Source organism: Streptomyces sp. NPDC101178, from assembly GCF_044767965.1.
Lineage (GTDB): Bacteria > Actinomycetota > Actinomycetes > Streptomycetales > Streptomycetaceae > Streptomyces.
In genome coordinates, this window is record NZ_JBIWOZ010000001.1 from 34804 (window position 1) to 56215 (window position 21412).

Sequence of the window (21412 nt, forward strand, 5' to 3'; positions counted from 1 at the left end):
CCCTCAAAGAGCCTAGGCCGGCAGGCCGTTGCGGTGCGAGACTCGGCGGGCGGCGGCCAGCAGGGCGTGGATCTGCGGGCCCGCCTGGTCGATGTCGGTCACCGGCTTCGGGAACGGCAGCCGTACGTCGCGGTGGCTGCGCGGGTACTCCAGGCGCAGGGTCACTCCGTACCGGTCCATCGCCAGCGGCACGGCCCGCACCATCCCCCGGTCCGGCTGCGGGCGGACCAGGCGCAGCAGCAGCGGCACCAGCTCGCTGTGGTCGTCGACCAGGTGCGTCAGCATGCCCGCCTCGCAGGCGGCGACCGGGTCCGTCTCCGTCCGCTCCAGCTCCTCCAGCGTGACGAACGTCCGGCCCTCGGCGTCCTCCAGGACCGCCTGGCCGAACTCCATGCAGGTGGAGGCCTCGGTGTCCGTGCTGTACGGCGCCGCCAGCAGCCCGGTCACGGTGACCCGGGCGCGCAGCCGCTCCCGTACCGGAGTGGGAGCGATGTCCGTGAACTCCAGGCGTGCCGGGACGCGCTGACCGGCCGGTGCGTGGCCGTCCTCGGACGGGGCGTGCAGGTGGATGTGGCCCATCGCGCCCGTGCCGTCAAGGCGGCGGACCTCGGTCTGCACCCCGTCGCTCACCACCGTCATCGAGTGGGCGACGACGAGGATCGACCGGACGCGCTCGGCGCGGGTCGGCTGCGTGGCACGGGGGCTGAAAGGACGCATCCGAACTCTCCAGAGGCGGTCAGAAAACCCAAGCGGTCACTTAGGTATGCCTAACCTAACTCACGATGCGCGGGTCGGGGTAGTCCGCCGTCAGAATCCGTCCTCCCGCATCACTCCCCCGGGGCCCCTCGGAGCTGGAGAACGCTGCGCGGCCGGGTCAGAGCCGGAGATCGCTCCGCAGCGCCGCCGCGAGACCGACCTCCGCGTTGTCCGCCTGACCGCGCTCGAAAGCGCGCTGGTAGGCCTCGTCCCCCACCGCCGCCCGGGCCTGGAGCTCGCAGGTCTCGCGGACCGGGCCCAGCTCCGGCGTACCGCGCTGCGGGTGGCCGACCATCCGCCAGTACGCGTGCCCGGTGCCGTACACCCTGGCCGCCTGCGCCCCCGCCCCCTGCGCCGCGATGGCGGCGGCCAGGACGTCCAGGCCCAGCGCGATGCCGAAGCTGTCGCGGAGCCGGTGCTTGCCCGCGAGCATCGCCCGGGCGTGCGCGGCGGAGTCCGCCGGGCGGCCCTGGAGCAGGGCGATCAGGGCGAGCTGGTAGTCGGCGTAGGAGCGGGTCCAGTACTCGCCGCCCCGCTCGCAGGACCGGCGCAGCGCGGCGGCGGCCCGCCCGGACTCGGTGAGCCGGCCCAGCGCGGTGAGCGCGAAGACGGTGATGAGACGGCAGCGCAGCCGGTGGGCGGACTCCACGGGAGGCATGCCCCCACCGGACCCGGAGGCCGCGGCGGCCCGCTGCTCCGCGGGCCCTCCGTCCGGTGGCGCCGTCTCCGTCATCCGCAGCACCCGTTCCGCCGCCTCCAGCGCCGCCGCCGGCTCCCCCGTCATCAGCTGGGTGAGGCCCGAGAGATACGTGGCACCGAGCATCCCCTCGTCGTCCCGGTCGTGCAGCGCGATGGCCGTGCAGAGCGCCCCGTACTTCTCGGCGGTCGCGAAATCGCCCTGCAGCAGCGCCGCGACGCCCAACACCCACTGCAGCCGGGTCCGGTGCGGGCCCTCCACCGGGCCTGACTCCAGGGCCCGTTGGGCGTAGCCGCGCGCCTCCGACAAGTGGCCGCAGCAGGCCCAGAAGAAGCCGACCCGGCCCGCCATCTCCTGTGCGCCCGCCACATCGTGGGCGAGCAGGTGGTCCAGGGCGGCGCAGAGGTCCAGGTGGGTGTCGGAGACCTTGTGGTACCAGGAGATCTGGTCGGGCCCGGTCCAGCCCTCGTGGGCGCGGCGGGCGAAGTCGAGGAAGCGGGCCGCGTGCCGGTCGGCGGCGGCCGGCTCCTCACCGAGTTCGGCGAGCCACATGCGGCCGTACTCGCGCAGCGTGTCGAGCATCCGGTAACGGGTGCCGTCCCACTGGACGACGGACTGCGCGACGAGCCCTTGCAGCGCCCGGTCCACCTCGTCCGGGGCGAGCGGCCCGCCGGTGCAGACCTCGCGCGCGGTCTCCTCGTCGAAGTCGGTACGCAGCACGGTCAGCCGGGCCCACAACAGCCGCTCCAGCGGGGTGCAGAGCTCGTGGCTCCAGCCGATCGTGGTGCGCAGGGTGCGGTGGCGGCGGGGCCAGAGGGAGTCGTCGGCGAGGAGGTCGAGCCGGGATGCGGTGAGGTCCTCGGCGTCGACCGGCGCGTCGAAGCGGGTCCCGATGCGGGTGGCGAGCTGGGCCACGGTGTGGCGGCCGATACCGGCGGCGGCCAGTTCGATGGCGAGCGGGATGCCTTCCAGGCGGCGGCAGATGTCGGCGGCGGCGGCCCGGTCGCCCGGCGCGTCCAGCCCCGCGTGCGGATCGGACGCCCGCAGCCGGTCCTCGAAGAGCTGGAGCGCGTCCGGAGCGCCCTCGACCGGCAGCGGCGGGATCCGCACCACGTGCTCGCCCCGGGTGCCGAGCGGCTGCCTGCTGGTGACCAGGACGGTCAGGCCGGGCGAGGTGGTGAGCAGCTCGGCGAGGAGGTGGGAGCAAGGGGAGCGGAGGTGTTCGGCGGAGTCCAGGACGAGGAGGAGGCGTTTGTCGCCGAGCCACTCGCAGAGCGCCTCCACCGGCATCCGCAAGGTGTGGTCGGCCAGCCCGACCGCGTCGGAGACGGTGGGGAGCAGCAGCGCGTCGTCGTAGAGCGGGGAGAGGTCGGCCCACCAGGCGCCGTCCGGGTAGCGGTCGGCGGCGGCGCGCGCGGCCCGGAGCGCGAGCCGGGTCTTGCCGACGCCGCCGGGCCCGATCAGGGTGGTCATCCGGTGCGTGGCCAACGCGGTCTCCAGCCGGGCCAGTTCGGCCCGCCTCCCGACGAAGCTGCTCGTCTCCTCGGGAAGGAATCCCACCTGGGTCATCATCACACCGTCCGGCACGCTGGGGCAGAGGGCGCCGGTGAGCCGGCCGCCCCGGCCGGGGCTTCCCGCCACGCGGACCGGGCCGGTCCCGCCTCCCCGGCGCGGGGGAGGCGGGACCGGCCCGGTGGTGGACCAGGACGGCTGTCGCGGCTCCATCGCCGACGTCTGCCGTCACCGTAGTGCCGGTCGGTGTCAGCGCAGGACGAAGACCGCCACCGTGCGTCCCGGTACGGTGAAACTGGCTGATTTCCCGTCGTACCTGGCTCGTTTGACCGTAAGATCCGCACCCTTGGTCTGGACCGGGTGCAGGGTATATGTCTTCCCCGCCGGTGCGGCCACCTTCTGCGTGGCGGTCTCCGGGGTGGCGTTGAGGACGACGGCCAGCTTGCCCAGGCGCATGGTGATCACGCCGGGGGTCTCGGCCGGGCCGGAGAGCGGGAAGGACAGGGCGGACTGCACCTGCCCGGCGGTGGAGAGCGAGAACTCCTTCTCGGTGGAGCGGATGGTGAGCAGGTCGCGGTAGGCGGCCGAAGCGCCGTCGATCTGGGCGCAGTTGGGCGCGATTGTCGCGGAGGCCGTCAACAGCGGCTTCGCGTAAGACCACTTGTCCTGGTTGTCGGCGGCGGGCGGCAGGCCCCGGCCGAAGCCGTTACCGTCACGGCAGTCCCAGTGCAGGGCGTTGAACCAGTCGCCGCTGTCGTAGGAGTTGCGGTCCAGCGACTTGGAGCGCAGCAGGTCGGTGCCCGCCTGGGAGAGCGAAGGGCCCTGCGAGAGGACGGAGGCGCCCATCGCGACGACCTGTGCCCTGGCCCGCTCGGCGGCAGTCGTGTCGGCCGGGAGCTTGAAGGCGAGGGTGTCGAAGAGCGTCTCGTTGTCGTGGGCGTCGGAGTAGGCCAGCGCGTCGCCGGGGACGGCCGCGTATCCGGCGGGCGCCCCGTTGTAGTCGACGTCCGAGCCCTTGACCGTACGCCCGGAGGTGTCGGTGAAGGTGAAGTCGGCCAGGTTGCCGGAGAGGCCGACCTTGATCAGGTCCTGGTAGTGCAGCAGCCGGGCCTTCTGCTCGGAGCGGGTGCCGTTGGCGGATGAGGAGTTGGGGTCGGTGTAGAGGCCGGAGGCGAAGCCCTGGACGCCGGGGTCCTCGTCGAAGGGGCCGCCGCCGCGCACGGCGTCACGGGCCCGGTCGGAGAAGGTCGCGATGCCGGTACCGGCCATGTTCTGCTGGGTGGCCTGGACGAAGCGGACGTCGTCCGCGATCTCGCCGAAGTTCCAGCCCTCGCCGTACAGGATGATCTTCTTGCCGTCGACGCCGTCCTTGGCGGGCGTGAGCCGGTCCAGCGCCCTGCGGACCTTGAGGATGTTGTCCTTGGGGTGGTGGCCCATCAGGTCGAAGCGGAAGCCGTCGACCTTGTACTCCCTGGCCCAGGTGACGATCGAGTCCACGACGAGCTTGCCCATCATGGCGTTCTCGGGCGCGGTGTTGGCGCAGCAGGTGGAGGTGGCGACGGTGCCGTCCTCCAGGAGCCGCTGGTAGTAGCCGGGCACGATCCGGTCGAGCACCGACTTGTCGTCCTGGCCGGAGGCGACGGTGTGGTTGTAGACGACGTCCATGACCGTGCGCAGCCCGGCCTGGTTGAGGCCCTGGACCATCTGCCGGAACTCGACCGTGCGCTTGGTGCCGTCGGGGTCGGAGGCGTACGAGCCTTCGGGGACGGTGTAGTGGAAGGGGTCGTACCCCCAGTTGAAGCCGTCCTTCGCGGCGGCCTCGCTCACGCAGGCCTGCTGCTCCTGTGAGTCGGGGGCGTAGACGTGCAGGTCGCACGCGGGCGTGGCCTGGTCCTTCTTCTTCTCGGGGATGGTCCCGATGTCGAAGACGGGCAGCAGGTGGACGTAGCTGGTGCCGGAGTCGGCGAGCTTCTTCAGGTGCCGCATGCCCTTGGAGCGGGTGTCGGTGAAGGCCAGGTACTCACCGGGGTGCTTGGCCGTGCGGTCCGTGATGGAGAAGTCCCGGACGTGCAGCTCCTGGATCTGGGCGTCCCGCAGCGGGGTGGCGGCGGGCTTCTTCAGTCCGGACCAGCCGCTCGGCGCGAGCTTCGGGTCGGTGAGGTCGACGACGAGGCTGCGGGCGGAGTCGGCGGTCAGGGCGGTGGAGTAGGGGTCGGTGACCTTGTTGGTGACCAGCTTCTGGACGGTGGGCGCCCAGACGGTGACCGCGTACCGGTAGGGCTTGCCCCGCCAGTCCTTCTTCCCGGTGACCGACCAGACGCCGGTGCGGTCGTCGCGCTTCATCGGGTGCGTACGGCCGTCGAGTTCGAGCGCGACGGTCGCGGCGGTCGGCGCCCACACGGAGAGCGTGGGGGTCGACTTGCGGAAGACCGGGCCGAGTTCGGCGTTGGTCGCCTTCTTCCCGTACAGGTCGTCCAGAATTCCCGCCGTCTGTACGCCGGTTGCGGCGAGCAGGGCGCCGTTGGCGGCGCGCTGCGTGGCGATGAGCTGGCCGCGAAGGGATTCACGGACGCGGTCGCGGTCACGCGGGTCGACCGTGAAGGCCGGATAGTCCTTCAGGTGCGGGAACGCGGCCTTCTGCGCGTCACTCAGCCCGCCCTGCTGGAGCCGCAGCCACTGACCCTCGTCGGAGAGCGCCCCGCCGACGACGGAGATGCCGCCCTTCTTGGCGTACACGAGCTGCTGGCTGGTGGCGTCGGTCGCCTTCACCTTCCAGACGACGGTGTCCGCGTCGATCCACTGCGCCTCGGCCTTGGTGAGGTCGGGAGCCGCGCCGCCGCCGACCTGCGGGAGCAGGTAGCCGGGCTTGGAGCCGAGCAGCCAGACCTCGTGGCCGTACGTGGCGAGGTCGAGGGACTGGTCGCTGGGGAGGTCCTTCTCGTCGCCCTTGTGCAGGATGTAGCTGAGCGAGGTGGCCCCGTCGGTGAGCGGAACCTCGAAGGTGACCCCGTACGCGTCCTTCTTCACCGGCATCAGCGGCTTGGCCCAGTCGGTGGGCTCCTTGGCGCCGGTCCAGGTGTGCAGCCCCCAGCCGTCGTAGTCGCCGTCGGCGCGGTGGTAGTTGAGAACCGCCTTCGTGGTGTCCTGCGGCGGCGTCTCGGGCGCTTCGACGCCTTGCTCGTCCTTGCCCTGCTCGATCCAGACCTGCCCGGTCACCCCGAGGTCGATGGTCCGCCGCGGCCCGTCCGCCGCACCGTTCTTCTCCACGGTGTACGGGACGGAGTCCGTGCCCTTCTCCAGGTCGAGCCAGGCGAACGCGCCGTACGCGCTCCGCCCGATGAACTCGGCCGTCTTCTCACCGGACTTGAGCTGCCAGCCCTCGTAGTCGCCGTCGGCACGCTGGTAGTGGACGACGGCCCGGTCGCGCTCGATCGCGACGGGCTTCGGCGTCGGCGGGGTCTGCCCGGCGGTGGTGGCGGCGAGAGAGCTGGAGGTGCGGCCGGCGCGGTCGACGACAACGGCCTTGTACCGAAGCGGCGTTCCGGCCTTCACCGACTCGTCAAGGTACTGCGTGACCTTGTACGGGGCGTGGTCGGCAGAACCGAGGGTCTGCCACTTCCCGTTGCCCACCTGCGCCGCGAAGACGACCCGGTTGAGCTGGCCGCCGTCCACGTCGGCGCTGATCTCGACGGTACCGGTGGCGCCGGCGGCCGGAGCCGTCAGAGCGATCACGGGCTTGGCGGCGGGGACGCCGAGCGGCTTGTCCGCGCGCAGCACGATGCTGGAGAGCGCGGGCACGGTGACGGTGACCTTCTTGTCCGTACCACTGCGGACCGCGCCGGAACCACCGTAGATCGTACGGAAGTCGGCTCCGGCCGACTCGGTGGAGAGCTGGACCGTCTTCGGCGTGGCCGCGTTGTTGGAGGCGACGAGGTACTCGTACGGCCGCTTGGCGTCGATACGGGAGGTGGCGTACACCGAGCGGTTGGAGTGGCGCTCGATCTGCACACCGTCCCGCAGCGCCGGGTGCTCCTTCGTGAGCTTGGCGAGCCCGGCGATGGAGCGGTAGACCGGGTGCCGGGTGTCGTACGCGTCCGAGGCGTGGGTGCGGTCGGTGCCGAGCTGGTCGTCGTCCAGGTAGTCGGCGGTCTGCGAGGCGAAGAGGGTCTGGCGGGCGTCCTTGTCGCCGCCCGCTCCGGTGAAGCCCTGCTCGTCACCGTAGTAGATCACCGGGTTGCCGCGGCCGAGGAACATCAGCTCGTTGGCGAGGCGGGCCCGCTTCAGCAGCTCCGCGTCATCGGCGTTCGGGTTGTCCTGCTTGAGGAAGGTCCCGATGCGGCCCATGTCGTGGTTGCCGAGGAAGGTGACCTGCTCGTAGGCGTTGGCCTTGTCCGTGGTGTAGCGGTAGTCCTGGCCGTACACCGAGGCGAGCCGGTCGGCCGGGGCGCCCTGCGAGGCGAACTGCCGGGCGGCCTCCTGGAACGGGAAGTCCAGCGTCGAGTCCAGCCGGCCCCGCGTGACGTACGGCGAGGTGATCGCCGGGTCGGCCGAGTAGACCTCACCGAACATGAAGAAGTCGTCCCGGCCGCGCTTGGCGGCGTAGGCGTCGAGCGCGGTGGCCCACTGGGTCCAGAAGTCCAGGTCGACGTGTTTGACGGTGTCGATGCGGAACCCGTCGATGTCGAAGTCGCGGACCCACTTCTCGTAGATCTTCTCCATGCCCTTCACGACCTCGGGACGCTCGGTCCACAGGTCGTCGAGCCCGGAGAAGTCGCCGTACTCGTTGGACTCGCCGGCCCACGTCGAGTCGCCCCGGTTGTGGTACATGGTCGGGTCGTTGAGCCAGGACGGGACCTTCTTGCCGGTACCGGGCGCCTGCACCGGGGTGTACGGGAAGGAGTCCCGGTCGACCTTCTTGATGCCCTCACGGTCGTCGAAGGGCCGGCCGTCCTTGTCCAGGTACGGGAAGGCGCCCTTGGGCTTGTAGCCGTAGGCCTTCTCCGCGTAGTCGACGGTGTCGGCGGTGTGGTTGGTGATGACGTCGAAGAAGACCTTCATGCCCTTGGCGTGGGCCTTGTCGATCAGCTTCTCCAGGTCGGCGTTGGTGCCGAAGTGCGGGTCGACCTGGGTGAAGTCGGTGATCCAGTAACCGTGGTAGCCGGCCGACGCGTCCTTGCCGGTGCCCTGGACCGGACGGTTCTTGAAGATCGGCGCGAGCCAGATCGCGGTGGTGCCGAGGCCTTTGATGTAGTCCAGCTTCTGGCTCAGGCCCTTGAGGTCGCCGCCCTGGTAGAACCCCTTGTCCGTCGGGTCGAAGCCGTGCTCCAGGCGCGAACCCTTCAGCCCGCCGCGGTCGTTGGCAGTCGAGCCGTTGGCGAACCGGTCCGGCAGCACGAAGTAGAACTGCTCACGCGTGAGGTCGTGCCGGGCCGCCTCGCGCGCGAGCTTCGCGTCGGAGGGCGGGGCGGGCGGTCGGGGCGATGCGGCGGCGGTGGCCGCCGGGACGACGGGCAGCAGCGCCACGCAGAGCGCGGCGATCACCCCTCGCCTGAGGGTGGTTCTGGACACGAGAGGGTTCGCTCCTCGGCTGGTGTGGCAGGAGGGTTGGCTGTGGGCCGGAGGCAGCACGCCTCCGGCCCACGGGGCGATACGGGTCAGCTGCGCCAGACGTCGGCGGTCAGCGTGACCTTTCCGGAGGCCGGGACGGTGGCGGTGCGGTTGGCGCCGCTCTCCCAGGTGACGTTGCCGCCCGCGTCCTTGCGGACGTACTTGTACGCGAACGTGGTCCCGGCGGGCAGGTTCACGTCCAGCTTCCAGACGGGGTACGTGGCCGGGTCGAGCTTCGGCGCGCCTGCCGGGTTCCAGTTGCCGAGGGCCTCCTGGTCGCCGGTGACGTGGATGTTCTGGCCGAGCTGCGTGGTGGCGTTGACGCCGAAGGAGGCGCCGGACTGGCCGTTGCCGGGGCCGGGGTTGGAGCCGCCGCCGGAGCATGTGCGGGCGCCTGCGTGCAGGGCGACAGCGGTCCCGGCGCCGAGCGTGGCGGTGAACTGGCCGGAGCCGTTGACGCTCACTCCGCGGCCGGACTGCACGTCGCAGTAGTCACCGGCCGGCAGCGAGGTCTGGAAGGTCCGGGTCAGCGAGGAGGACTCGTGGTTGATGGCCACGTACGCCTTGTTCCCCCGGCCGAAGGCGATCTGGTCGCCGCCGTTGTCCCACCAGTTGGTGACGGCCTGGCCGCGTGCGGTGTTGCGGAAGCCGACCATGGAGGAGATCTCGCGCCAGTCGTGCTGGCACTTCCAGCCGTCGCTGTAGCAGGCGTTCACCTGGCCGTTGTTGGGCGGCCCGGCGTCGTGGTTGCTGAACTCGTAGCCGGAGTGGACGTCCGGGGAGCCGTAGGGCCAGGCCAGCATGAAGACGTTGGCCAGCGTGTAGGCGGAGCCGTTCTTGTAGTTGAGGGTGTCGCCGCCGCGCTCGGTGTCGTGGTTGTCGACGAAGACGGCGGACTTCCCGGACTCCATGAAGCCCCAGCCCTCGCCGAAGTTCTTCAGGTGGGCCAGGTTCTCGTTGAGGAAGACCTGCTTGAGGCTCCGCCCGTAACGGAACTCCTGGACGTCTCCGCTGCCGAGGTACTCGGACGGCGAGACGGCCTCACCGGCCCCGTAGATCGCCTCGTGCTTCCAGTAGACGTTCGGGTTGGTGAGCCGGGTCTTGATGTTGGCGAGGTCGGTGGCGGGCATGTGCTTGGCCGCGTCGATCCGGAAGCCGTCGACGCCGAGCGAGAGCAGGTCGTTGAGGTAGCCGGCGATCCTGCCGCGTACGTACTCCTCGCCGGTGTCCAGGTCGGCCAGGCCGACGAGTTCGCAGTTCTGGACGTTGGCGCGGTCGCGGTAGTTGTTGATCTCCGACCGGCAGTCGTCCATGTCGCTGCCGGAGTAGATGCCCGGGTAGTTGTACTTGGTGTACGACGAGCCGCCGGTGCCGGTGCCGTTGCCCGCCGCCATGTGGTTGATGACGGAGTCCGCGATGACCTTGACGCCGGCCGAGTGACACGTGTTGACCATGGCGGAGAAGGCGGCCCGGTCACCGAGGCGGCCGGCGATCTTGTAGCTGACGGGCTGGTAGGACGTCCACCACTGGCTGCCCTGGATGTGCTCCTGGGGCGGCGAGACCTGGACGTAGCCGTAGCCTGCCGGACCGAGGGTGTCCGTGCAGGCCTTGGCTATGGAGGCGAACTTCCACTCGAACAGCACGGCGGTGACGTCCTTGTCGCCCGGAGCGGCGGCCTGCGCGGGGGACGCGGTGCCGAATCCGGTGGGGATGACAAGGGCGGCAGCGGCGCCGGCCACGAGGGCGAGCGCGGCAGACAGGGGTCTGCGTGCCATGTCTTTCCTCCTGCGGGGGTGGGGGAAACGCGGGTGACGGTGCAGCCTCAGCCGGCAACGCGCCATGCCCTCAAGGCTCCTGAAGGTTCTTGCTGCAAGAATGCAAACCTTGCCGCGGACCAGACCGTACGAGGCCGCCAGGCACCGGTCAACCCTTTGGACACGCCCCGCTCACATCCACGAAACAAGCCATTTTTCTTCGCGGTTTCTTGCTGCAAGGTCTTTCGCAAGATATTGCGGGCCTGTTACGTTTCACCTGACTCCGGTCCGGTCGGCCGAGGGTTCCGGCGCTTCACCGTGCCCGGACTCCACGCGCCCGGCCGGCCGGGCCGGTCACGACAAGAGAGGCGTCCAGGAGTCGCACAACTCCCCGCCGGCCCTTCCTGGGCCGACTCCTGGACGCCTCTCTGTGCGTGTCCCTCGCGGCCCCGCCTACGCGCGTACCGCCGCCGTCGAGCCCCGTACCACCAGCTCCGGCTGGAAGACGTACTCGGTGCGCTGCACCGGACTCCCGCCGATCTCCTCCAGCAACGCGCCCACCGCGGCCGCCGCCATCGCCTGCACCGGCTGGCGCACGGTGGTCAGCGGCGGGTCGGTGAAGGCGATGAGCTGCGAGTCGTCGAAGCCCACGACCGAGACGTCACGCGGCACGTCGAGCCCCCTCCCCCTGGCCGTACGCACCACGCCCAGCGCCATCAGGTCGCTGCCGCAGACGATGCCGGTGCACCCGGCGTCCAGCAGCGCGCCCGCCGCCACCTGGCCACCCTCGACGCCGAACAGGGTGGAGCAGACGAGCCCTTCGGCCTCCGCCCGGTCCATGCCCAGCAGCGAGATCGCCGCCTCCACGAACCCGTCCCGCTTCCGCCGGGACGGCACGTAGCGCTGCGGGCCGATGGCGAGGCCGATCCGGCGGTGGCCGAGGTCGGCGAGGTGGCCGACGGCCATCCGTACGGCAGCGTTGTCATCGGGCGAGACGAACGGGGCGCTGATGCGCTCGTTGTAGCCGTTGATCAGGACGAACGGCACACCGCGCTCGGTGAGCGCGGCGTACCGGGCCGGGTCGGCCGAGGTGTCGGCGTGCAGTCCGGAGAGGAAGACGATGCCGCCGACGCCCCGCTCCACGAGCTGTTCGACCAGCTCGTCCTCGGTTGCGCCGCCCGGGAGTTGGGTGCAGAGGACGGGCGTGTAGCCGTGTCCGGCCAGCACCTGTTCCACGGACTGCGCGAACGCCGGGAAGATCGGGTTGGTGAGTTCGGGCGTCACCAGGCCGATCAGTCCGGCGCTGCGCTGGCGCAGCCGTACGGGCCGTTCGTAGCCCAGGATGTCGAGCGCCGCGAGCACCCGCTGACGCGTGGTGTCCGCGACGCCCTGCTTCCCGTTCAGGACCCGGCTGACCGTCGCCTCGCTGACCGCCGCCTGTCCGGCGATGTCGGAGAGGCGCGGCGCGGCCGTGGTCCTGGGTGCGGGCAGTGTCACACCGTCCACCACACCGTGGTGTCGGCGGGCAGCACGGCCTCGGAGCCGTCGACGGTGACCGGGGAGCTGGCGAGCAGCACCCGGCCGCGGGCGGCGATGCGGACCGGGGCGCCGGTGGTGTTGACGGTGCAGACGAAGCCGGGGCGGGCGAGGACGAGGACGCCCTCGGGGCCGTCCAGCCACTCCACGTCCGTGCCCGCGCCGAGGCCCGGGTGGTCCCGGCGGGCGGCGATCGCGGCCCGGTACAGCTCCAGCGTCGAGCCCTCCACGCCGGTCTGCGCCTCCACCGACAGCTCGCCCCAGCCGGCGGGCTGCGGGAGCCAGCTGCCGCCTTCGCCGAAGCCGTGACTCGTTCCCTCGCGGTTCCACGGGATCGGGACGCGGCAGCCGTCGCGGAAGCCGTCCTGGCCCTCGGCGCGGAAGAACGAGGGGTCCTGGCGGGCCTCGTCGGGCAGGTCGGTGACGTCGGGCAGGCCGAGCTCCTCGCCCTGGTAGACGTAGGCGGAGCCGGGCAGGGCGAGCATCAGAAGGGTGGCGGCGCGGGCCCGGCGCAGGCCGAGTTCGCGGTCGCCGGGGGTACGGATCTGGGTGCCCAGGCCCGCCGGGTTGGCGAAGCGGGTGGCGTGCCGGGTGACGTCGTGGTTGGAGAGCACCCAGGTGGTGGGCGCGCCGACCGGGCGCATGGCGTCGAGCGAGGTGTCGATGACCTTGCGGAGCTCGGCGGCGTCCCAGGCGGTGGAGAGGTACTGGAAGTTGAAGGCCTGGTGCATCTCGTCGGGGCGCACGTAGTTGGCGGTGCGCTCCACGGTCGGGGTCCAGGCCTCGGCGACCGCGATCCGCCCACCCGTCACCCGCCGCCGCCCCTCCGAGGAAGGCCCTCCGGGCCCCATTGTGTCCGGGTACTCGTCGAGGATGGTGCGCCAGCTGCGGTAGATCGCGTGCACGCCGTCCTGGTCGAAGAAGGGCATCACGTCGTTGCCGAGCAGCTTGAGCTGGTCGTGGGCGCCGAGGTCGGGCAGTCCCTCCGCCTTGACCAGGCCGTGGGCGACGTCGACCCGGAAGCCGTCGACGCCCATGTCGAGCCAGAAGCGCAGGATGGAGCGGAACTCGTCGGCGACGGCCGGGTGCTCCCAGTTGAAGTCGGGCTGCTCGGGGGCGAAGAGGTGGAGGTACCAGTCGCCCAGGGTGCCGTCCGGGTTCACCGTACGGGTCCAGGCCGGGCCGCCGAAGATGGACTCCCAGTCGTTGGGAGGGAGTTCGCCGTCGGTGCCCTTGCCGGGGCGGAAGTGGTAGCGCTCGCGCAGCGCGGAGCCGGAGCCCTCGGCCAGGGCGCGCTTGAACCACTCGTGCTGGTCGGAGGAGTGGTTGGGGACCAGGTCGACGATGATGCGCAGGCCCAGGCCGTGCGCCTCGCGGATCAGGGCGTCGGCGTCCAGCAGGCTGCCGAACATCGGGTCGATGGCCCGGTAGTCGGCGACGTCGTACCCGGCGTCGGCCTGCGGGGAGGCGTAGAAGGGCGAGAGCCACACCGCGTCGACCCCGAGGTCCCGCAGGTAGGGCAGGCGGGCGGTGACGCCGGGGAGGTCGCCCATGCCGTCGCCGTTGCCGTCGGCGAAGCTCCGCGGATAGACCTGGTAGATCACCGCGTCCTGCCACCAGCCGGTGCGGTGGCCCGGGGCGTCGTCGGACGTGCCGGTGGAGGGGGCAGCGAGGTGCTGGGTCATGTCGTCCCTGGGGTGTCTGGGTGGGGAGCGGCGCCGGTGACCGGTCGGGGTGTGTCCGGCGCCGCCGTGACGAATGCGGTGGTGCGTGCGGGTGGTGGCGTCGTCCTGGCGGTGTCAGCCCTTGACGGCTCCGGCGGACACGCCGGTGACCAGGTGCTTCTGCGCGAACAGGAAGACCAGGGCGGCCGGGATGGCGATGAGCACGGAGGCCGCCGTCATCGGGCCCCACTGGGCGCCGTACTGGTTGACGAACTTCTGGAGTCCGCCGGCGAGCGTCAGGTTCTCGTCCCCGACCAGGAAGGCGGAGGCGTACGCCACTTCGCCCCAGGCGGTGATGAAGGAGTAGAACGCGGTGACCGCGAGGCCCGGCTTGGCCAGCGGCAGGATCAGGCGCCAGAAGGTGCCGAACGGGGTGAGGCCGTCGACCTCGCCCGACTCGTCGATCTCGCGCGGGATGGTGTCGAAGAAGCCCTTCATCATCCAGGCGCAGAACGGCACCGAGATGGTGAGGTAGGTGATGACGAGGCCGGCGGGCTGGTTGAGCAGGCCCAGGTTGGCCATGATGTTGTAGATCGGCACGATGAGGACGGCGACCGGGAACATCTGGGTGATCAGCAGCGTCCACATCAGCCCGCGCTTGCCGGGGAAGCGGAAGCGGCTCACGGCGTAGCCGGTGGTGGCGGCGACGAAAACACCGATGACGGTGGAGAGCCCGGCGATGATCGCGGAGTTGGCGAACCAGGTGAGGAACTCGGTGTCGCGGATCAGGTTCGTGTAGTTGACGAACGTGGTCTCGCGGAAGAAGTCCGTGGTGGTCGCGTACTTGGCGGGCTTGAGCGAGGTCAGCAGGACCCACAGCACCGGGAAGACCGCGATCACCGAGGTGACGATCAGCGTGAGGTGCAGGGCGACGGAGGCCAGGGGTGAACGGTCGCCGCGGAGGCGGACCTTGCGCCCGGAGGGGCGTGCGGAGGTGTCGGTCACGGTGGTCACCAGTTGTCTCCCTGGGAGCGCAGGACTCGCCGGTAGACCACGGCGAAGAGCATCAGGAGTACGAGGATCAGCACGCCCCACGTGGAGGACTGCGCGAAGTCGCGCGGGCTGATCTCGAAGGAGAACTTGTACGCCTGGGTGACGAGGATCTGGGTGGCCTCACCGGGTCCGCCGCGGGTCAGCAGGAAGATCACCGGGAACATGTTGAAGGTCCAGATGGTGGAGAGCAGGATCACCGTGGTGGAGACCGGGCGCAGGCCCGGCAGCGTGATGTGGCGGAACCGCTGCCAGGCGGTGGCCCCGTCCATCTCGGCCGCCTCGTACTGCTCCGAGGGGATGGACTGCAATCCGCCGAGCAGGGCGACCATCATGAAGGGGACGCCGAGCCAGACGTTGACGGCGATGACCGCGAACTTGGCCCAGGTCGGGTCGTTCAGCCAAGGGATGCCGTCGATGCCGATGCCGCCGAGGACGGTGTTGAGCAGGCCGCGCTCCTCGTTGTAGAGGAAGCGCCAGGCGAAGACCGAGACGAAGCCGGGGATGGCCCAGGGCAGGATGAGGGCCATGCGGTAGGCGGAGCGGCCGGCGATCCTGCGGTTGAGGATGTTGGCCAGCGCCATGCCGAGCGCGAACGTGATGCTCACGCAGGAGACCGTCCACACCAGCGTCCAGCCGAGCGTGCCGAGGAACTGCGAGCCGGTCAGCGCGTCGATGTAGTTGTCAGCACCGACGAACTCGTAGGTGGCGGGCAGTTCGTTGACGCCGATCGTGCGCGCGACGTTGCGCTCGTTGGCGTCGGTCATCGACAGGTAGATCCCGCGCAGCAGCGGGTAGCCGATGATCACGCTGATCACGACGACGACCGGGGCGACCATGGTCCAGGCGTACCAGTGGGTCGACAGGCCGCGCCGGAAACGGCCGGGGGCCGGTGGTGGGGTGCCAGTACCGCGGCTCCGGCCGCGGGCGACGTCATCGCCCGCGGCCTTCACCACCGACTGGCTGGTGTGGACAGCCATCAGTCGGCCAACCTTCCTGTTACTTCCAGTCCTTCAGGAGCTTGCGGTACGCGTCGCCGGTGGCCTTGGCGGCCTTCTCCGGCGTGGTCTGGTTGGTGAGGACCTTGGTGTACTCGATGCCGAGCGGGGCGAAGAGGCTGCCGCCCTCGGGGATCCAGGGGCGCTCGACGGCGGTCTCGACGACCGGCTTGAAGAAGCCGACGATCTCGCTGTTGACGGCTTCCTTCTTGGCGTACGCGGAGGTGCGCGTCGGCAGCAGGTTCAGCTCACCGGCGGCGGTGGCCTGGGACTCCACGGACGTCATGTACTCGACGAAGGCGTAGGAGGCTTCCAGGTTCTTCGAACCGGCGTAGACGGCGAGGTTGTGGCCGCCCTGCGGGGCGCCGTGCGCGGCGGAGCCGGCCGGGACCGTGGCGATGCCCAGGTTGTCCTTGTCCGTGAACTCCTTGCCGGTCAGCGTGTCGGCGACGGCCCAGGGGCCGTTGATCATCATCGCGACGTCGCCGTTCTTGAACGCCTGCATCATGTTCTCCCAGCCGTCGGAGGCATCCGTCTTCGCGGTGCCGTCCTCGACCAGGGTCTTGACCGCCTTGAACGCCTTGACGCCCTCGGGCTTGTCCACGGTGACGGTCTTGGACTCGGCGTCGACCAGGTCGCCGCCCTCGCCGTACAGGAAGGAGAGGAAGAAGTACGGGTCGTCGCCGCGCAGGTAGAGACCGGTCTTGCCGGTCTTGTCCTTGATCTTCTTCGAGACGCTCTTCAGCTCGGCCAGGTTGGTGGGCGCCTCGACGCCCGCCTTCTCCATCAGCTTCTTGTTGTAGAAGATGCCCATGGAGTCGATGACCTGCGGGACGGCGAAGGTCTTGTCCTCGAACTTGGTGGACGCGACGGCCTGCGGCAGGAAGTCGTCCTGGTTCTTCAGGGCGGCGGTGCCGTCCAGCGGGGCCAGGTAGCCGAGGGAGGCGAAGTCCGGCGTCCAGGCGACCTCGGAGCGGATCACGTCGGGGGCGGAGCTGCCGGCCTGGGCCGCGTTCTTGAACTTGTTCTGCGCGTCGCCGAACGGGACGCTGACGTACTTGACGTCGACCTTCGGGTGCTTCTTCTCGAAGCCTTCGGCCAGCTTCTTGAAGACCTTGTCCTCGCTGCCGACGCTGGAGGTGTCCCACCAGGTGACGGTGCCGGAGAGCTCACCCGAGCTCTTGCTGCCGCCGGTCTCGTCGCCGCTGCCGCAGGCGGTCGCCGCGAGCGCCAGGGCCGCGACCAGGGCGGTGGCCGTTATGCCACGTCGCATCTGAACTCCTTCAACTGCCGTACCGCTCCGTCGCGGCGCCGGGTCGACGTGAACGTAACAAGGATGAAAGACCGCCGAAAGACCTTGCGGAAGATTTCTGCAAGCCCTGCTGATCGTTACATTCGCGTGTCCTCAAGGTTGCCGTCAAGCCCCTTGACGGAACCGGTGGAACCCTGGCAAGGGCAGGCCACGCACGGGATACGTACGCCATCACCACAGTGCGACGATCCGACCGCAGTCTGCGGTGGACGACCGCAAGAGCTTGCAAGACCTTGCCGAGGCATACAGCCCGGACGGGCCCGGTCCAGGGGTGCGTGTGCCCTGCCGACGCACAGTGGGCAATCCGACACCGGCCCGGTACAGTCCACTGACATGACCGCACGGCTTGCCGATATCGCAACTCAGGCGGGGGTCAGCGAAGCGACGGTCAGCCGAGTCCTGAACGGCAAGCCCGGGGTCGCGGCGACCACCCGCGAATCCGTCCTCGCGGCGCTCGACGTCCTGGGCTACGAACGCCCCGTACGGCTGCGCCGGCGCAGCGCCGGCCTGGTCGGACTGATCACGCCCGAGCTGGAGAACCCGATCTTCCCGGCGCTGGCCCAGGTGATCGGCCAGGCGCTGACCCGGCAGGGATACACGCCGGTCCTCGCCACCCAGACGCCCGGCGGCTCCACCGAGGACGAACTCACCGAAATGCTGGTGGACCGAGGCGTCTCGGGCATCATCTTCGTCTCCGGCCTGCACGCCGACACCTCGGCCGACATGCAGCGCTACGAGCAACTGCGCGGCCAAGGCGTCCCCTTCGTCCTGGTCAACGGCTTCTCCGCCAAGGTCCAGGCGCCCTTCATCTCCCCCGACGACCGGGCGGCGATGCGGCTGGCGGTGACGCACCTGGTGGCGCTCGGCCACACCCGTATCGGCCTCGCGGTCGGCCCGAAGCGCTTCGTGCCGGTGCTCCGCAAGATCGAGGGCTTCCACGCCACGATGCGCGAGCAGCTGGGCCTGGCCCCGGAAGCGGTGGAGGAGCTGGTCCAGCACTCGCTGTACACGCTGGAGGGCGGCCAGGCCGCCGCCTCCGCGCTGATGGAGCGCGGCTGCACGGCGGTCGTCTGCGCGAGCGACATGATGGCGCTCGGCGCGATCCGCGCTGCCCGCAGGCTCTCCAAGGAGGTCCCCCGGGACCTCTCCGTGGTCGGCTACGACGACTCGCCCCTCATAGCGTTCACCGACCCTCCGCTCACCACCATCCGCCAGCCGGTGACGGCGATGGGCCAGGCCGCGGTGCGCACGCTGCTGGAGGAGATCGGCGGAACCCCGGCCCCGCACAGCGAGTTCGTCTTCATGCCGGAGCTGGTGGTGCGCGGCACGACGGCCTCGGGACCCGCAGGCGGCTCAGGGTTCCCGTCTCGTCCTTGAGGCCTACGCCCTCGTCCCTGAGACGCAGGATGTGCGACCGGAACCCGACCGGAGGATGATCGGGGGCAGGGGAATCTCTATGGAAGACTCTCTGCCTATGGGTGAGACGGACGTGACTGCGCAGGAAGACGGGAAGACCGGCTGGTCGGACCGCTTCCGTTCCTTGCGATCGCCCGGTCGCCCACGGCTCTGGTTCGAGATCCTGCTCATCGCGGTCAGTTACTGGCTGTACTCGCTCGTACGCAACGCCGTACCGGAGCAGAAGACCCAGGCACTGGCCAACGCGGACTGGATCTGGTCGGCGGAGAAGTCCCTGGGTCTCGCCTTCGAGGAAACGGTCAACCACGCGGTCAACTCGGTGACCTGGCTGATCGTGTCGATGAACTACTACTACGCGACGCTGCACTTCGTCGTGACCATCGGTGTCCTCGTCTGGCTCTTCCGCCGCCACCCGGGCCGGTACGCGGCCACGCGCCTCGTCCTCTTCGCGACGACGGCGGTGGCGCTGCTCGGCTACTACCTCTACCCGCTCGCGCCACCGCGTCTGATGAACGGCGCGAACTTCATCGACACGGTGCTCGTGCACGAGACCTGGGGCTCGATGGCCTCGGGAAACTTCAAGAACATGTCGAACCAGTACGCGGCGATGCCGTCGATGCACATCGGCTGGTCCCTCTGGTGCGGCCTGACGATATTCGCGCTGGCCTCGGCGCCCTGGGCCCGCATCCTGGGCCTGCTCTACCCGACGCTCACGCTGGTCGTCATCGTGGCCACCGCCAACCACTTCTGGCTGGACGCGGTGGGCGGCATGGTCTGTCTCGCCTTCGGCTACGCGGTCTCCCGCGTCTGGTACGGCTCGCTGCCGCACCACCTGCCGAGGTGGGTCCCGTCGAAGCGCGGCGGCCGGCTGGCGGGCGTACGGGCGATGGCGCGGCTGCCACGGGCGTCGGAGGAGCAGGCGGAAGAGCCGGAGGCGGCCGGCGCCCGCAGGTCATAGGTCAGGCCGTGGGGAGGCGGGCGGACGCCATGTCCGCCCGCCTCCCGCTGCCCTACCCCCGGTGTACGACGCGTCCGCCCGTGACCGTGAGCCGGACCGGCGCCTCGCCCAGCTCGTCCGCCGGGGCCTCCACCGGATCCACCCCGAAGGCGGTCAGTTCGGCCCGGAAGCCGGGCGCGATCCGCCCCGCCACCTCCTGCTCCCCCGCCGCGACGGCCGCGTGCGAGGTGCACCCCTCCAGGGCCATCAGCCCGGTCAGCGCCTGTTCCGGGGCGACGGGCTCGGTGTCGTACGCGCCGGGAAGCCGCCGCAGCCGTGCGGTGGCCAGCACCTGGCGTACGTCGTAGTGGGCGATGGGCCAGTCGGAGCCGAGCGCCAGGTAGGCCCCGGCGTCGCGCAGGTCGCGGCACCGCCAGGCGCGGGCGGCGCGCTCGTCGCCGAGCCGCCGGGACCAGGCGTCGGTGTGGTCGGCGCGGGTGTACGCGGTGTGGGTGGGCTGCATGGAGGCGATCACGCCGAGCCGGACGAACCTCTCCGCCACCGCGTGCGGGATCGACTCGATGTGCTCGACGCGGTGGCGCAGCCGCCCGCTCCCGCCGAGCCCTTCCACGGTGTCCAGGACGTGCCGTACGGCCGCGTCCCCGATGGCATGGGTGGCGGTGCGGACGCCGGCGCGGTGGAGGTGGGTGACGGCCCCGGCGTACGCGGCCGGGTCCGGCCAGAACGCCTCGGTGCCCTGGCCGTGGCAGTCGGCCTCCTCCAGCCAGGCGGTGCCACCCTCGACGGTCCCGTCCATGAAGAACTTGACCCCACCGACCCGCCACAGCCGCCCCGCCTCGCGCTGGAGCCGCACCAGCTCCTCCAGCCCTTCCGCGTCCACGCCCGGCATGCACCAGGGCGCGAGCCGGAGCCGTACGGGAAGCTCGGCGTCCTCCTCCACGGCGGCGAGGAAGGCGGGCACGGAACCGTCCCCGAGGTCCATCACATGCGCCCCGGTCAGCCCGGTGGCCGCCATCGCGGAGAGCAGCTCCACCAGCCCGGCCCGCCGCTCGGCCACGGAGGGCCGGGGCAGGAAGGGAGCGAGGAGGTCCATCGCGGCATGCTCGACGAGGTGTCCGGTGGGCCGCCCGTCCGGATCGCAGACGACTTCGGCACGCTGGGCGAAGGTACGCGGCCCGGTGACGCCGGCCCGTTCCAGGGCGGTGGCGGAGGCGAGGGCGGAGTGCCCGTCGTAGAGCCGGAGGAAGGCGGGCGCGCCACCGAGGGCGTCCTCGACGAGGGCGTGGCCGACGGGCCGGTCCCCGAAGGCGTTGTGGTCCAGTCCCCACCCGATCACCCACCCCTCGGTGCGCGGGGCGGCGGCGAGGGCGGCCCGGAGCTGGTCGAGGTCGCGGACGGCGGTGAGATCGGTGCCGGTGGCCGTCTCCAGACCCCAGACGGGGTGGCTGTGGGCATCGGTGAGTCCCGGCGTGAGGGTGGCCCCGCCGAGATCGAGCCGCTCGGTACCGAGCCCGCGCAGCTCACGCAGGTCGTCGGCGTCCCCGACACCGATGATCGTCCCGCCCCGGACGGCGACGGCGGTGGCGGCGGGCCGGTCCGGATCGAGGGTGCGGACACGGGCTCCGGTGATGAGGAGGTCGGCTGAGGACGGCACGGTGGAGGCTCCTTGGAGGCTGGTCAGAGGGTTACGGAGGTGGAGACGGGTTGCGCGGGCGGGTCCGGGAGGCCGTCGCGGCCTTCCTCCGTCGGCTCGGCGGCGAAGGAGGCGTACACCTCGGGCCGACGGCGCCGGAGGCGGCGGGCGAGGAGGAGCCCGAGCAGGAAGACGCCGGGCACGAGCGCGACGAGGAGGACGTCACCGGTACGGGCCCCGAAGGTGCTGGAACAGTACGAACGCGCGGTCCGCCCGCTCCTGGAGGTGGGCTTCCCGGTGGCGGAGGTGATGACGGTGGTCACGGCCCTGGAGAACCTGGTCCTGGGCTCGGCACTGGACCTGGCGGCCCCGGAGACGATGTGGGACTGCCGCAGGACCCGTCGGGGACGGAGAGCCTGGCGGAGGCCCTGGCGGCGACGGGGCCGGGGCGAGCGGACGCGGCGTTCGAACTGGCACTGAAGGCGTTCGTGGACCACTGCCGGGCTCATCCGGGCCCGC

13 protein-coding genes are annotated in these 21412 nt (G+C 70.7%); 2 read left to right on the forward strand and 11 right to left on the reverse strand.

Annotated elements, in window-relative coordinates; translation table 11 throughout:
• Nucleotides 1-12: 12 nt before the first annotated feature.
• The 9 genes from ACIRR8_RS00170 to ACIRR8_RS00210 form a co-directional block, all read right to left on the reverse strand.
• A complete protein-coding gene (locus ACIRR8_RS00170; RefSeq protein ID WP_404057286.1) occupies nucleotides 13-717 on the reverse strand; it encodes a DUF2470 domain-containing protein in 705 nt (234 codons plus the stop codon).
• A 157-nt stretch (nucleotides 718-874) separates the two neighbouring features.
• A complete protein-coding gene (locus ACIRR8_RS00175; RefSeq protein WP_404058655.1) occupies nucleotides 875-3025 on the reverse strand; it encodes an ATP-binding protein in 2151 nt (716 codons plus the stop codon).
• Nucleotides 3026-3214: 189 nt separating this feature from the next.
• Nucleotides 3215-8533, reverse strand: a complete 5319-nt coding sequence (gene pulA / locus ACIRR8_RS00180) for a pullulanase-type alpha-1,6-glucosidase (RefSeq protein WP_404057288.1) — start codon at nucleotides 8531-8533, stop codon at nucleotides 3215-3217.
• Nucleotides 8534-8619: 86 nt separating this feature from the next.
• Nucleotides 8620-10347, reverse strand: a complete 1728-nt coding sequence (locus tag ACIRR8_RS00185) for a carbohydrate-binding module family 20 domain-containing protein (RefSeq protein ID WP_404057290.1) — start codon at nucleotides 10345-10347, stop codon at nucleotides 8620-8622.
• A gap of 432 nt (nucleotides 10348-10779) precedes the next feature.
• Nucleotides 10780-11835, reverse strand: a complete 1056-nt coding sequence (locus ACIRR8_RS00190) for a LacI family DNA-binding transcriptional regulator (protein ID WP_404057292.1) — start codon at nucleotides 11833-11835, stop codon at nucleotides 10780-10782.
• Complete coding sequence (locus ACIRR8_RS00195; protein WP_404057294.1) at nucleotides 11820-13547, reverse strand: glycoside hydrolase family 13 protein; 1728 nt, start codon at nucleotides 13545-13547, stop codon at nucleotides 11820-11822. Before ACIRR8_RS00195 ends, ACIRR8_RS00190 begins: the two co-directional genes overlap by 16 nt.
• A gap of 114 nt (nucleotides 13548-13661) precedes the next feature.
• Nucleotides 13662-14540, reverse strand: a complete 879-nt coding sequence (locus ACIRR8_RS00200; protein WP_404057296.1) for a sugar ABC transporter permease — start codon at nucleotides 14538-14540, stop codon at nucleotides 13662-13664.
• On the reverse strand, nucleotides 14537-15556 hold the full coding sequence (locus tag ACIRR8_RS00205; protein ID WP_388187131.1) for a carbohydrate ABC transporter permease: 1020 nt from the start codon (nucleotides 15554-15556) through the stop codon (nucleotides 14537-14539). The genes ACIRR8_RS00200 and ACIRR8_RS00205 overlap by 4 nt, the downstream gene beginning before the upstream one ends.
• 19 nt (nucleotides 15557-15575) lie before the next feature.
• Nucleotides 15576-16847, reverse strand: coding sequence for an extracellular solute-binding protein (locus ACIRR8_RS00210; protein WP_404057299.1), 1272 nt, complete (start codon nucleotides 16845-16847; stop codon nucleotides 15576-15578).
• A 372-nt stretch (nucleotides 16848-17219) separates the two neighbouring features.
• Between ACIRR8_RS00210 and ACIRR8_RS00215 the strand changes: the two genes are divergently transcribed.
• On the forward strand, nucleotides 17220-18263 hold the full coding sequence (locus ACIRR8_RS00215) for a LacI family DNA-binding transcriptional regulator (protein ID WP_404057301.1): 1044 nt from the start codon (nucleotides 17220-17222) through the stop codon (nucleotides 18261-18263).
• 97 nt (nucleotides 18264-18360) lie between these two features.
• Nucleotides 18361-19260 carry a phosphatase PAP2 family protein gene (locus tag ACIRR8_RS00220; RefSeq protein ID WP_404057303.1) on the forward strand — a complete coding sequence of 300 codons (900 nt, stop codon included), beginning with the start codon at nucleotides 18361-18363 and terminating at the stop codon, nucleotides 19258-19260.
• A 52-nt stretch (nucleotides 19261-19312) separates the two neighbouring features.
• On the opposite strand, the gene ACIRR8_RS00225 is transcribed toward ACIRR8_RS00220, so the two are convergent.
• The gene (locus ACIRR8_RS00225; protein WP_404057305.1) at nucleotides 19313-20914 is read right to left on the reverse strand and encodes an amidohydrolase; all 1602 of its coding nucleotides are present in this window, start codon (nucleotides 20912-20914) and stop codon (nucleotides 19313-19315) included.
• 23 nt (nucleotides 20915-20937) lie between these two features.
• Complete coding sequence (locus tag ACIRR8_RS00230; RefSeq protein ID WP_404057307.1) at nucleotides 20938-21216, reverse strand: hypothetical protein; 279 nt, start codon at nucleotides 21214-21216, stop codon at nucleotides 20938-20940.
• Nucleotides 21217-21412 lie beyond the last annotated feature (196 nt).

What these genes read in the sequence shown, in the direction of transcription:
- ACIRR8_RS00170 (WP_404057286.1), bottom strand. Translation starts at nt 717, where the DNA reads ATGCGTCCTTTCAGCCCCCGTGCCACGCAGCCGACCCGCGCCGAGCGC.
- ACIRR8_RS00175 (WP_404058655.1), bottom strand. Translation starts at nt 3,025, where the DNA reads ATGATGACCCAGGTGGGATTCCTTCCCGAGGAGACGAGCAGCTTCGTC.
- ACIRR8_RS00185 (WP_404057290.1), bottom strand. Translation starts at nt 10,347, where the DNA reads ATGGCACGCAGACCCCTGTCTGCCGCGCTCGCCCTCGTGGCCGGCGCC.
- ACIRR8_RS00195 (WP_404057294.1), bottom strand. Translation starts at nt 13,547, where the DNA reads ATGACCCAGCACCTCGCTGCCCCCTCCACCGGCACGTCCGACGACGCC.
- ACIRR8_RS00205 (WP_388187131.1), bottom strand. Translation starts at nt 15,556, where the DNA reads ATGGCTGTCCACACCAGCCAGTCGGTGGTGAAGGCCGCGGGCGATGAC.
- ACIRR8_RS00210 (WP_404057299.1), bottom strand. Translation starts at nt 16,847, where the DNA reads ATGCGACGTGGCATAACGGCCACCGCCCTGGTCGCGGCCCTGGCGCTC.
- ACIRR8_RS00215 (WP_404057301.1), top strand. Translation starts at nt 17,220, where the DNA reads ATGACCGCACGGCTTGCCGATATCGCAACTCAGGCGGGGGTCAGCGAA.
- ACIRR8_RS00220 (WP_404057303.1), top strand. Translation starts at nt 18,361, where the DNA reads ATGGGTGAGACGGACGTGACTGCGCAGGAAGACGGGAAGACCGGCTGG.